General features: G+C 54.0%; 9 protein-coding genes and 1 pseudogene. 6 read left to right on the forward strand and 4 right to left on the reverse strand.

All coding sequences use genetic code 11. From position 1 onward, the window contains the following. Positions 1–77: 77 nt before the first annotated feature. A complete protein-coding gene (locus tag G5533_RS02915; protein WP_216980278.1) occupies positions 78–500 on the reverse strand; it encodes a GNAT family N-acetyltransferase in 423 nt (140 codons plus the stop codon). 155 nt (positions 501–655) lie between these two features. Here G5533_RS02915 and G5533_RS02920 point away from each other — a divergent pair, with 155 nt between their 5' ends. After that, positions 656–1156, forward strand: a complete 501-nt coding sequence (locus G5533_RS02920; protein WP_005347626.1) for an SRPBCC family protein — start codon at positions 656–658, stop codon at positions 1154–1156. A gap of 205 nt (positions 1157–1361) precedes the next feature. Here G5533_RS02920 and glk read toward each other — a convergent pair. Continuing rightward, positions 1362–2333, reverse strand: a pseudogene (gene glk / locus G5533_RS02925) (glucokinase); the annotation flags it as partial. 347 nt (positions 2334–2680) lie between these two features. Between glk and G5533_RS02930 the strand changes: the two are divergent. From G5533_RS02930 to G5533_RS02950, 5 genes are all read left to right on the forward strand, one after another. Beyond that, positions 2681–3535: a MurR/RpiR family transcriptional regulator gene (locus G5533_RS02930; protein WP_005334759.1), complete on the forward strand. Its 855-nt coding sequence runs from the start codon at positions 2681–2683 to the stop codon at positions 3533–3535. Positions 3536–3709: 174 nt separating this feature from the next. Further along, complete coding sequence (gene pyk / locus G5533_RS02935; RefSeq protein ID WP_266134250.1) at positions 3710–5149, forward strand: pyruvate kinase; 1440 nt, start codon at positions 3710–3712, stop codon at positions 5147–5149. A gap of 213 nt (positions 5150–5362) precedes the next feature. After that, positions 5363–6139 (forward strand): beta cell expansion factor BefA, encoded by a 777-nt coding sequence (gene befA / locus G5533_RS02940; RefSeq protein WP_323912847.1) that lies wholly within the window; start codon positions 5363–5365, stop codon positions 6137–6139. Between the two features lie 224 nt (positions 6140–6363). Next, positions 6364–8763, forward strand: a complete 2400-nt coding sequence (locus G5533_RS02945; protein WP_441254456.1) for a YgiQ family radical SAM protein — start codon at positions 6364–6366, stop codon at positions 8761–8763. 133 nt (positions 8764–8896) lie between these two features. Next, the gene (locus tag G5533_RS02950; protein WP_252412629.1) at positions 8897–9355 is read left to right on the forward strand and encodes a hypothetical protein; all 459 of its coding nucleotides are present in this window, start codon (positions 8897–8899) and stop codon (positions 9353–9355) included. 212 nt (positions 9356–9567) lie between these two features. On the opposite strand, the gene G5533_RS02955 is transcribed toward G5533_RS02950, so the two are convergent. Continuing rightward, positions 9568–11028, reverse strand: coding sequence for a hypothetical protein (locus tag G5533_RS02955; protein ID WP_252412630.1), 1461 nt, complete (start codon positions 11026–11028; stop codon positions 9568–9570). 343 nt (positions 11029–11371) lie between these two features. Continuing rightward, the gene (locus G5533_RS02960; RefSeq protein ID WP_441254457.1) at positions 11372–12871 is read right to left on the reverse strand and encodes a histidine-type phosphatase; all 1500 of its coding nucleotides are present in this window, start codon (positions 12869–12871) and stop codon (positions 11372–11374) included. Positions 12872–13040 lie beyond the last annotated feature (169 nt).

Consider the following 13040-nt stretch of genomic DNA (forward strand, 5'->3'; position numbering starts at 1 on the left):
CTCATTTTCTGCCATGCAAGCCCGGATCGATATTTTCCCTTTCCGAGACCATGCATGACAGTCTGGAGTGCGGTTGTCTACTCACGAGACAGCTTGCACCAGGGGCCAGTGATCTCGCAATACCCGGTCTCGTTTCCATGCTGCCAGCCAAGCCGATGATAGAAGGCCACGGCCGCCGTATTGCGGGTTGCCACCTTGAGTGATGCCTTGCAGGGACTATCAGCCAGACCATGTTCGAGCAGCGCTCGCCCAATCCCCTGACCATGCCAGTCGCTCGCAACGTACAAATGATGCACAAAGTGCTCGGGTTGCCATACGGCGATAAATCCACAGACAGTCCCCCCTCGCTCTGCCACCCATATCTCTTCTCCCTGGGTCTGCTCGATAAAGTCATCCAGGTGAAACAGGGAGGGGTCTACCCAGTGAAAGGTTTGTCTGCGGCCTTGTAAAAACAGCTTGGCCAGCGGGGTGATATCACGTTCTTCCATGCGCCTGATCATCATGCTCTCCCAAGGGCGGTCACTGTTCCCTGTTGCGCGCTGGCAAGGTTATCTGGGGCAAATGACAAGGGTGTGATTAAGGGCTGTCCATTACATTTGTCATGGGGCTATACTGCCGAAGTCCCCTGTATGGATGGCGTGAGGATTGTTGATTTATGGACAATAAACAGATTGAAGGCAACATTTTTGTTCCGGCTCATATCGATGACGTGTGGCACGCCTGGACAACAGAGAGTGGTCTGCGCAGTTTTCTGGCTCCCGAGTGTTTGATGGTAGCCGAACCGAATGGCCCCTTCGAAATCTACTTCAGGCCTGATGCTCCACTGGGTGAACGGGGGAGTGAAGGGTGCAGGGTCATGGCCGTCATGCCCTATGATCTGCTCAGCTTTAGCTGGAATTTTCCGCCCAGTCTGCCCCATATTCGTCAGCAGAAGACTCAGGTTTGTCTGCGCTTTGTGCCGGAAGGGCAGGGCACTCGCCTCTACTTCCTGCAAACCGGTTGGGCCAATGATCCTGATTGGAATCAGGGGTATGCCTACTTTAGGGAAGAGTGGCTGGAGACCAGCTTGCCACGGTTGCAGTACCGCTTTACCCATGGCCCCATCGACTGGAACAACCCGCCCGACAAGACACAGTTGAAGGCGCTGGCCCAGTAGTGTCCGATCTCAGAGATAAAAAAAACCGGCCAGAAGGCCGGTTGAAACAGTTCAGGCTTGTCAGGTGACAAACGTATCCAGCGGATGAGAGTCGCTTTCCACTCCTTGTGAAGTGCGGCCCTCTTGGTTACGTGCTGCTACTATATGCCATCCACACTGAATCGATGCTGAACCACGGATGTTCCAGCTTCACTCCACCTTCCAATCAGATGGTAATCCCCATCGACTGGCGCAGGTAAGCGCCAGCACCGAGCAGGCCAGGCCCTTCATGGGTGATCAGGAATACCGGAATATCCTTGAGGTAGGATTTGAAACGGCCCTTGTCTTCAAAGGCAACCCGGAAACCGGAACTGGTGAAGAACTCCTGGAAGCGCGGCACTATCCCACCTGCGATATAGACGCCGCCAAAGGTGCCCATATTGAGCGCCAGGTTGCCGGCAAAGCGGCCCATCAGCACGCAGAACAGGCTCAGGGTGCGGCGGCAATCCAGACACTCGCCCGCCAGCGCACGTTCGGTAATGTCTTTAGGGGCGAACGGCTCCGGCTCACGACCATCGGATTTCACCAGCCCGCGATAGAGATTGACCAGGCCCGGGCCGGATAAGAAACGCTCGGCCGAGACATGGCCCAGTTCGCCTCGCATTACTTGCAGCACCGCATCTTCCTCTTCGGTGTTGGCGGCAAAATCCACATGACCCCCTTCGCCCGGCAGGCTCAACCACTGATCGCCCGCCTTGACCAGATGCGCAACCCCAAGGCCGGTGCCCGCTCCATAGATGGCGATGGGTTTGCCAGCTACCGGTGCGGCGCCGCCCAGCTGGATGCGATCCGATTCGGCCAATACCGGTACCGCCATCGAGACCGCGGTAAAGTCGTTGATTACCTGCAGGCGCGCCAGCCCGAGATTGCTCTGCATCTCGCTGATGGAGAACTCCCAGCTGTGGTTGGTCATGGCGACCCAGTCACCATTGATGGGGCAGGCGATGGCGATGCAGGCTTCAGCCACCTCGACCTTGTGTTCCTCCAGATAGAGGCGAACCACGGCTTCAAGGCTGGGATGGGCCAGACCTGAGTAGGTCTTTGCCTGAGAGATAGTACCGGTGGCCAGCTCACACAGGGCCAGACGCGCATTGGTACCGCCGACATCGCCGACCAGCGCATGGGTATGCTGCATAACAACTCCTTCGTTACAGGATGGGGACGACTCTGGTGTCCCGACATTATTGTTGGATTATGACGGCCCATTCTATCCGAGCTCAGGCTCACTCACCCGCCGGATCGATACAAACGTGCGCCTGCTCACAGTGTTGTTGCTTTGCAACATTTGTAAGCGGTTTCACAGTGAGGTGACGTTTTGTAACGAAAAGTACGAAATAATTAGAGATGAGTCATACTTTGTACGGCAGGCGTTAGTTGCGATAACCGCTTGTCTTGTATAGTCATCAGCTTGATTGGAAACCTGCTTAGCCGTAGATTTAGTGCAAAGACACTGAAGCTAAATTACAAAAACGTCTGGTGGTGATGATGAATACCCTTGATAAAATTACGAACAACCTGGAAAGTTTCAGTAAATCAGAACGCAAGGTTGCCGAGGTGATCCTGGCGTCTCCCCAGACCGCCATCCACTCCAGCATCGCCGCCCTGGCCAAAATGGCCGACGTCAGTGAACCGACCGTCAACCGTTTTTGCCGTCGCCTCGATACCAAAGGCTTCCCCGATTTCAAACTCCATCTGGCCCAGAGCCTGGCCAATGGCACTCCTTACGTCAATCGTCATGTGGAAGCAGAAGACGGCCCCGATACCTACACGGCCAAAATCTTCGAATCCACCATGGCTTGTCTGGATGCAGCCAAGAACAGCCTGGATATCTCGGCCATCAACCGCTGTGTCGATATCCTGACCCAGTCCAAGAAGATAAGCTTCTTTGGTCTTGGTGCCTCCTCAGCCGTTGCCCGCGATGCCCAGAACAAGTTCTTCCGCTTCAATATCCCGGTGGTGAGCTTTGACGATATCGTCATGATGCGCATGAGCTGCATCAACAGCAGCGAAGGGGACGTGGTGGTGCTGATCTCCCATACCGGCCGCACCAAGGCGCTGGTCGAGATCGCCGCGCTGGCGCGCGAGAACGACGCCACCGTCATCGGCATGACCGCCAAGGATTCCCCACTGGCGCGCGAGTGCAACCTGGTGCTCTCCATGGATGTGCCGGAAGATACCGATGTCTACATGCCGATGGCTTCCCGCATCGCGCAGCTGGCGCTGGTGGATGTGCTGGCAACCGGATTTACCCTGCGCCGGGGGATGAAATTTCGTGAAAACCTGAAGAAGGTAAAAGAGGGATTGCGCGAATCCCGTTTTGAAACACCACACTCTTCCTGAATCGTCGGGGGCTTTGGCCCCCGACTGTCTATGCCACCCTCCTTGGTGTAGTCTTGATGTGGTATTGTAACTTAATAACAAAAACCACCCGGATGGTTTGCAAGCGGGTGCATCGAGCCATCGGTTTGATGGGGCAGAATCTCAAGTTATCTCAACTTCATATTGGAGTCTTTCATGCCTAGACGTACAAAGATTGTAACCACACTTGGTCCGGCCACCGACCGCGAAGGGATCCTCGAAGGGATTATCCGCGCTGGTGCCGACATGGTGCGGATGAACTTCTCTCACGGCACTCCTGAAGATCATATCCAGCGCGCCAATCAGGTGCGTGACATTGCTGCCAAGCTCGGCCGCCACGTTGCCATCATGGGTGACCTGCAAGGCCCGAAAATCCGTGTATCCACCTTCAAGGATGGCAAGATCTATCTCGCCATCGGTGACAAGTTCGTGCTGGATGCAGCCCTGGGCAAGGGTGAAGGCTGTCAGGAGCAGGTTGGTATCGACTACAAGAGCCTGCCAAATGATGTGGTGCCGGGTGACATCCTGCTGCTGGACGATGGCCGTGTACAACTGAAAGTCGAGAGCGTGGAAGGCACCCGCATCCATACCACTGTGACCGTGGCGGGCCCGCTCTCCAATAACAAGGGCATCAACAAGAAAGGGGGCGGTCTCTCCGCACCAGCCCTGACCGAGAAAGACAAGGAAGATATCAAGACAGCCGCGCTGATGAACGTGGATTATCTGGCCGTCTCCTTCCCGCGCTGCGGTGATGATCTGCGTTACGCCCGCGAACTGGCTCGCGAAGCTGGCTCCAATGCCAAGATCGTGGCCAAGGTCGAGCGCGCCGAGACCGTCGCCACTGACGAAGCGATGGAAGATATCATCCTCGGCTCTGATGCCGTTATGGTTGCCCGTGGCGATCTGGGCGTCGAGATCGGTGACCCCGAGCTGGTTGGTGTACAGAAGAAGCTGATCCGTCACTCCCGTCGTCTCAACCGTGTGGTGATCACCGCCACCCAGATGATGGAATCGATGATCAATGCGCCGCTGCCGACTCGTGCCGAAGTGATGGACGTCGCCAACGCCGTGCTGGATGGTACCGATGCGGTGATGCTCTCTGCCGAAACCGCTGCCGGTCAGTTCCCCATCGAGACGGTCACCTCCATGGCGAGCGTCTGTGTCGGTGCCGAAAAGCACCCGAGCCTGAACGTCTCCAACCACCGCATGAGCTACACCTTCACCTCGGTGGAAGAGGCGGTTGCCATGTCCACCATGTACGCAGCCAACCACCTGGAAGGGGTCAAGGCGATCGTGGCGCTGACCGAATCGGGCACCACGCCGCTGCTGATGTCCCGTATCAGCTCCGGTCTGCCGATCTTCGCCATGTCCCCCCACAACAAGACCCTGGCCTGGGCCAACCTCTACCGTGGTGTGACCCCGGTGCTGTTCGACGGTGACGAGACCAAACCGGTCTACGAAGTGTGCCGCGACGCGCTGGCCGTGCTCAAGGATAAGGGGCTGCTGCAAAGCGGGGACATGGTACTGCTGACCCACGGTGACAAGATGGAAACCGTCGGCAGTACCAACACCTGCAAGGTGATGATGGTCGAATAAGCCCGTCCGGTTTCACAGTGTTCAACAAGGCTGCTCCTCTCTGATGAGCAGCCTTTTTATTAACGGCTGTCGCGCTTTGGCGGGATAAACAGGACTCAATGATTGCTTAACCGGATTCCCCTTCCGATAATGCGGGAGTGATTTTCACCGGGTAGCCCGTTGTAGGGGATCGCACCGGGTAACCCAGACACTCGACAATACGGGAGTGAAAAAATGAACAAGCGTAACTGGTTGCTGGCCCTGTCACTGACGTTGGTGGTGTCACCCAGCCATGCCGACTGGGAGAAACTGAAGGCTGCCGCCGCCGATCTCGGCACCGCCGTGAGTGAGACTAGCAAGGAGGTATGGCAGGATGTCAGCGACTTCTCCAAAAAGAGTTGGGCCTCCATCTCTGCCTGGGGTGAAGAGGCGTTCAATACCGCCGGGGTCTGGACCGACAAGAGCATCGCCACTGGCAAGGAGTGGCTGAAGGTAGCCGACAAGAAGCTCGACGAGATGCTGGAGCCCAAAACCCCGCAGGAGGCGCGGGTGGCGCTCAACACCATGGCCGACACGGCACTGGTGCGCCTGTTCAATGAACAGCCTTCAGCCAAGTTGCTGTTTGACAAGGCGTATGGCTACGCAGTATTCGATTCGCGCAAGTTCTCCCTGATGCTGCATACCAATCAGGGCGCCGGGGTGGCCATCAATCGCAAGAGTGGCAAACACACCTATATGAAGATGTTTGGCGCGGGGCTGGCGGCCGGTATCGGTGGCAAGTTCTATCAGCAGGTGATCCTGTTTGAAGACAAAGCCAGATTCGATGCCTTCGTGACCCAGGGTTGGGAGGCCACTTCCGAAGTGGGCGTGGTAGCTGGCAAGGAGAGCGCCGAGCTGACCGCCAAATACAACGGCGGCATGGCCATCTACCAGATCGGCGAGAAGGGATTGCTGTTCGATGCCAACATCTCCGGCTCCAAATACTGGATCGACAAGGATTTGAGTCAGTAACCATTCAGGCGGTGAGCCCCCCGCATTGGCCCGGCTCACCGTGCGGCAGTTGCAGTCAAAGATCGCCCGCACTCATCCTGCGGGCGTGCTTGTTTGTGGTGGCGTGACGGTGGTGTTGGATGGCAAAGCGCCTTTTCCCGTGCGAATGCTGGGGACAAAAAGCCATCGCCCCCCTTGGCCGCAACCGGTATAATGCGCGACCCGAATTGTTCCAGGTGGTTAAAATGCAGCCGGTACCCAACCTTTTCTCCTATCCCCGCTATTGGGCCGAGTGCTACGGCACGGCGCCCTTCCTGCCCATGTCCCGCAAAGAGATGGACAAGCTGGGTTGGGACAGCTGCGACGTCATTCTGGTGACGGGGGATGCCTACGTGGATCACCCGAGCTTCGGCATGGCGGTCATCGGCCGCATGCTCGAAGCGCAGGGTTTTCGGGTCGGCATCATCGCCCAGCCGGACTGGTCATCGAAGGATGACTTTATGCGTCTGGGCAAACCGAACCTCTTCTTCGGGGTGACTGCGGGCAACATGGACTCCATGATCAACCGCTACACCTCCGACAAAAAGCTGCGCCACGACGACGCCTACACCCCGGGGGATGTGGGGGGCAAGCGGCCGGATCGCGCCACCCTGGTCTATACCCAGCGCTGTAAAGAGGCCTTCAAAGAGGTGCCCGTCGTTATCGGCGGCATCGAAGCTTCCTTACGCCGTATCGCCCACTACGACTACTGGTCCGAGACCATCCGCCGCTCCATCCTGCTCGATGCCAAGGCCGATATCCTGATCTACGGCAACGCCGAGCGGCCGCTGGTGGAAGTGGCTCACCGCATCGCAGCGGGGGAGACCATCGACACCATGCAGGATATTCGCGGCACTGCCGTCATCCGCAAGGAGCCGCTGCCGGGCTGGAAAGGGGTGGATTCGAGCAAGCTCGACCAGATTGGCCGCATCGATCCCATCATGAACCCCTATATGGAAGGGGCCCCATGCTCGGATGATGCGACCGAAGCGGCCCCTGCCGCGCAGGAAGCCCAGCCTGTGCTGGTGCAGCCGCCCAAGCCCAAGCCGTGGGAAAAAACCTATGTGAAGCTGCCGGCGTTCGAGCGGGTGAAAGAGGACAAGGTGCTCTACGCCCACGCCTCGCGCATTCTGCACCACGAGACCAACCCCGGTTGTGCCCGCGCCCTGTCACAGGCTCACGGCGATCGCATCGTCTGGGTTAACCCGCCCGCCTTCCCGCTGGAAACCGAGGAGATGGACGGCGTATTCGGCCTGCCCTACCAGCGGGTGCCGCACCCGGCCTATGGCAACGAGAAGATCCCCGCCTTCGAGATGATCAAGACCTCGGTCAACATCATGCGCGGCTGCTTTGGCGGCTGCTCCTTCTGCTCCATCACCGAGCACGAAGGGCGCATCATCCAGAGCCGCTCGGAAGAGTCGATCCTCAAAGAAATCGAAGATATCCGCGACAAGGTGCCGGGCTTTACCGGCGTCATCTCGGATCTCGGTGGCCCCACCGCCAACATGTACAAGCTGCGCTGCAAGAGCCCCAAGGCCGAGCAGACCTGCCGTCGCGCCTCCTGTGTCTGGCCTACCATCTGCCCGCACATGGACACCGACCACAGCCCGACCATCAACCTCTATCGCAAGGCGCGCGACCTCAAGGGGATCAAGAAGATCCTCATCGCCTCCGGCGTGCGTTACGACATCGCGGTGGAAGATCCCCGCTATATCAAGGAGCTGGCCAAGTACCACGTCGGCGGCTACCTCAAGATCGCGCCGGAACACACCGAGGAGGGGCCGCTCTCCAAGATGATGAAGCCGGGCATGGGCAGCTACTACCAGTTCAAGGAGCTGTTCGACAAATACTCCAAAGAGGCGGGCAAGCAGCAGTACCTGATCCCCTACTTTATCTCCGCCCACCCGGGCACCACAGATGAAGACATGATCAATCTGGCGCTCTGGGTCAAAGAGAACCGCTTCAAGCTCGATCAGGTGCAGAACTTCTATCCGTCGCCGCTCGCCAACGCCACCACCATGTATTACACGGAGAAAAACCCGTTAAACAAGGTGAGCCGCACCGGTGGCGATGTGTTTGTCGCCAAGGGCGAGCGCCGTCGCCGCCTGCACAAGGCGCTGCTGCGCTACCACGATCCCGCTGGCTGGCCGATGATCCGCGAAGCCCTGCTCGCCATGGGCAAGGGCCACCTGATTGGCAATGGCCCCGGCTGTCTGGTGCCAGCGGAAGGGCGCAACGAACGCGCCGCCAGCGGCAAGGGCATGAAACCGGCCCTGACCCGTCACAGCAACATCAGTCACCAGCGTGGCAATGGGGCGGGCAACAAGGCCGCCCGCAGCGAGGCTGGAGCAGGCAATGCCCCGTCAACCAGCAGAAATGGTGGCAAGGTGGGCAATGGCAAACCGGTCGGTTCTCAGCTCCAGAAAGGCTCGGGCAACGGCAAGCCCGCTGCGCAGGGTACTGGTCAGGGTAAACCTGCCGGAAAACCCGCCCATAAGGGTAAAACCCCGACCCGCGCTGGCTCTGCCAAGCCGGGCGCCCAACCCGTTGCCCAAGGCGGCAAGCCTGCGGCCAAAGGAAATGGTGCCAAGCGACCGGCTCGGTGAGTTCCCTGATTAGAAAGCGATAGAAATAAAAAAGGCGACCGGATGGTCGCCTTTTTATTTCGACATTACAATAGAGTGTCATATTATGATGTTTTGACATTAAAAATAATATTTAACCATGGAGAGTTAAGTAATGGATATATTTAAGTCATTCTCTGAAATATTTTGTGATTGCAACAAAACATTTAATGTAAAAGAATACACAGGTGAAAGCAGAGAGATTTTAATGAATAGTATAAATGAAAATAATTCTGGGGTTTATATTCTATCGAAGAAAGGAGAAGCATATCCTTTTTATATAGGTAGTGCAGGGAAAATACAGAAAAATAAGGAAAAGGGGGGGCGATCTGTAAGGGATAGGCTTTTTTCAGCTAAAACACCATATAATATAGATAAAGAATACTTGCTCTATTCACCTAAAACCTCGGGAGCCTCACCTGAAGGATATAATAAGAAAATCTCTCTTAGCGAATTGATTATAAAGATAATCTCCGTGAAAGATAATATATCTCCTGCTGCATTAGAACATTTACTGTTGCAAGGTTTTCTTAATGAACATCAACGGTTACCAGAGGCAAATCAACAACTCTAGATCTTGATCATTAATAAATGTGCTGCCCACCACTTTTACATAGGTAAGATAGATGGCACGGTAAAATCTTGGTGAAGTAAATAGCATTAAGTGAACGAGCGTTAAAATAGTCAGCTTGGTAATTAAAAAAAATGGAAAAGCGATCTAGTGATCGCTTTTTTATTGTTAATTGTAATGAAAATATCCATTTAACGTTTATTACTTGAGCAAACTTACTTTGCATTGGATCCGGAAGCTTTGTTTGTGGCTCTTGCATCAATTAATACAAGTTCTTTTCCTTGACTTAGTTTTAATTCTTTGAGCACTCTAAGAAGCTTATCTAACTCATGATCGGTAAAATAGAGAATGACTTTTATAGATTTTTTTGTTTGATTTGCCTCTTTATAAACTTCTACTTGTTTAGCAAGATTTTGTTTAAGCTTACTGTTACTGGCTAGTTTAAACTCAACAAGTGTACTATCTCTGGAGCCTCTTGATATCTTGTAATCTACGGGGCCACGTCCATTATTAACTTCGGCATTAACATCTTCTTCCGCAGCATACCAAGTGAGCCTGAATATCAGTTGTAAATCAGATTCACGCTTTACTGGTTCGCCTTTGACATAAAACAATCGATATCCATCGTTACTTTCAATTACCTGTTTTAAAAAGTTAACACGATTGTAGGCTTCTTCAAAAGTATCACCCTTTTGAGAGTAAAATATTTTCTGAGCCCTTAGTATTTCAACTAGATTAGTCACTTGACGTATAAATACGGCTTCAGTTTCCGCCACCTTTTGCTCACTCAGGGCAATAGCTTCATTGCTGTGGTCTTCTTTGTATCTTATATAATGGTCAATCAATACAGGAAACTGTAAAAGGGTTCTTGATATAGCTTGATTTATTTCTTTTCTATTCGCTTTTTCGGGTATTTGTCTTAATAGATACTCGTTTATCTGAGCTCGTAACTCAATGTTAGGAATGGATTCAGCGATGTCATCAAAGTCACCAATAATGTCATATTTATTGATCCAAGCTTCATCCTTTGTAAGTATGTCTTTTGGTGTGAGCAAAACAAAATCCCCATCTATATATGGGAGGTTGTATTTCTGTGACATCCATCTTCTTGTTTGATAGTCAAATTTAGCATGTTTGACATTAACCTCCTTGCATCTTGATTTCTCAAGGTAAATTTTTGCAAAATTTTGCGTGTATTCACACAAGTATCCCTTTATAAGGTTCGTGGTGAAATCACTTATTGCATCTTTTCCTACGCCATCTTTAATGAGGCATAATTTTTCTAAATGGCTGCCTTTAGTTATTTGTTCATTGCCGAAATTATTAAATATCGAGCTTAAGTTTTCATTTAGTGCATGAGCAAACTTTGTGCCAAGGCCAGAACCACCATTGGCCACCTTGCTATATCCAAGCCAGTTTTGTTTTACTTCAGGAAAAAGAAACCAATGCTTTATGAGGCCTGGTGAAATCATATCTGTGTCAGACATATCCCGTAAAAATGTAATGTACTTTATTATTTCCTTGTGTAGATTTTGATAGTCTTCCTTATCACTGCTAAATAAAAGAAATGGGTCTATAAAAACAGGAAGATCATTTATAAGAGAGACATTGAATGCACCATAGGAATCAATATCTTGCTTTGTTACTCCAAAATAGTCAGAAAAGTATATGTTCACGTGTTCCCTCTCTTTAATAAATGATGTGCATCTGATGTGTTAAATAGACACAGTAAAACAAAAAGGCATTTAATTTTATTTAGTAGTTCCAATTTTCTGGCTCAGAACTATTCCATGCAGCCTAATAGGTCGCTGCATTGCCATGGTAAGCCAAACGAAACTGCCGAGGCGAGCCTTTAAGTGACACAATCATCAGAAATTAATCATTTTTTGCGCTTGATCAGCAAATGGAACCGGAAGGCGGCTTTATAGCCATATCCCGCTTTGGCCAGCAGGAAAGGGGTGTGAATTGGGGCGACCTGTTGGTCGCCCCTTGTGATTGCCATATCCGGCGTGTTTGGGGTTAGCCGTTATAGCCGTAGCAGCGCTTGAGCTCCTCGAAGTCGTAGTAGTGGCTGCCGCTTTGGTAGGGCTGGCAGCCGGTTTTAAAGGCGATCTCCTTTTCGTTGTAGAGCATCTTGACCAGCACCTGCCGCTGCCCGTTCTGGTAGATATCCCACTGAATATTGGCGGTATAGGGGGAGACCCAGCCGCCGCGCCACTCGTTGTTCTGCTGGCTGAACAGCTGATCCGGGCTGGCCCCCTGACGGCTCCCTTCCAGCTTCATCAGGGCGGCGAGGGGGATAATGGCTTCGGCGTGGGCAAAGCGCAGGGTGGCCCGTCGGCTCTGCTCGCCTTCCACCACCTGACGCTGCACCTCGCCAAACAGGCCGTCGAGCAGCGGCTGGGCAATGGCGTAGGGGGCGCTCTGGTTGGCAAAGCTCGGCCCCTTCTCGTAGAAATCTTCCGCATCGGAGAGGTAGGAGAACCAGGCAGACTCTTCCGGGGTGATGAACTGCTCCAGCGCCCAGGGTTCGCTGCCCTGTGCCTGAGCTTCGCGGATCATGCCGGGGCCGATGATAAAGAGGTTGTAGAGCATCAGGGCGGCATCCACTTCGTCGCGCACATAGGTCATGCCGCCATCCTCCGGGTTGACGGCGACAAACTCGACGCCGCCCGCCAGATAGTCGACAAAGCCCTTGCTGTAGATACGCTCCAGCATGCTGCGGGCCATCTCTTTGGTCTTGCTCAGGTTTTTAAGCTGATCCAGCGCCCTGGCCAGCTCGGGGGCCGGGGCGATTCCTGCATCTTCGTCGCCGATAAAGCGCTGGTAGCTCTCATAGGCGGGCAGGTAGCGGGCGTAATCCCCCTCGGGCGTGGTCTTGTGGAAGTAGAGCTCGAACTTGTTGACCAGCTTTTTGTCGATCTTCGAGGGGTCATCCTGCGTGAGGTAGCACTGCGCCGAGTCGCTGACATAGTTCACGTCGCGCTTGAGGCTCTCCATAAAGTAGAAGGCGCTTTCGTTGGCCCTGTCCTTGCCCGAGGTGACCACCTTGATGCAGTGGAGCTCGCTGCTGTTGAGCAGGGCCGGCAGCCGCGCCGCCAGCCGGGTGGCGAGATTGGCGTGCTCCTCCTTGCCCAGCGCCGAGAGCAGGCCGTAACCCAGTTTCTGGTTGGCGGCCGTCACCAGATCGACCTTGCCTCCCAACCCCTGCCCGAGAGTGGTGAGCGCCCCCTGACGCTGCGCCTCTTCCCATACCAGCTTGGTCAGCACGTCATATTTCGGGCTGGAGAGGGAGCGCGAGCCGTGGCGCGCCACCATCTCGGTAAAGACCGGGCTGAACCCCTGGGGCGCTGGCTCGTAGCTCTCCGCCTGCTGCTGCGGGCTGTAGACCGCTTTGGTGCTGTATTGATAGGCGGTTTTGCCCTGGCTGTCGGTAGACGATTCGTTCTCTGACTGGCAGCCGCCAAGCAAGACCAGTGAGACGGCCAAAGCCACATAAGAAGAGCGCGGGAAAGTCATGATGTTCCTTATCTATCCATATGAAAAATAAGTGAAAAACTCTATGGCTTGAAAATGACCACGGGATGTCAGCCAGATGACAGGCTGATGACTTCTGATAAAGCAGTAAGCAAGGGGAGGGGCAGAGGATGGTTATAGGGAGGGCAATAGAGGCTCAACCAAGCACTGG

Origin of the sequence: Aeromonas sp. A600620, assembly GCF_029479985.1 — a bacterium.
GTDB lineage: Bacteria > Pseudomonadota > Gammaproteobacteria > Enterobacterales > Aeromonadaceae > Aeromonas > Aeromonas veronii_A.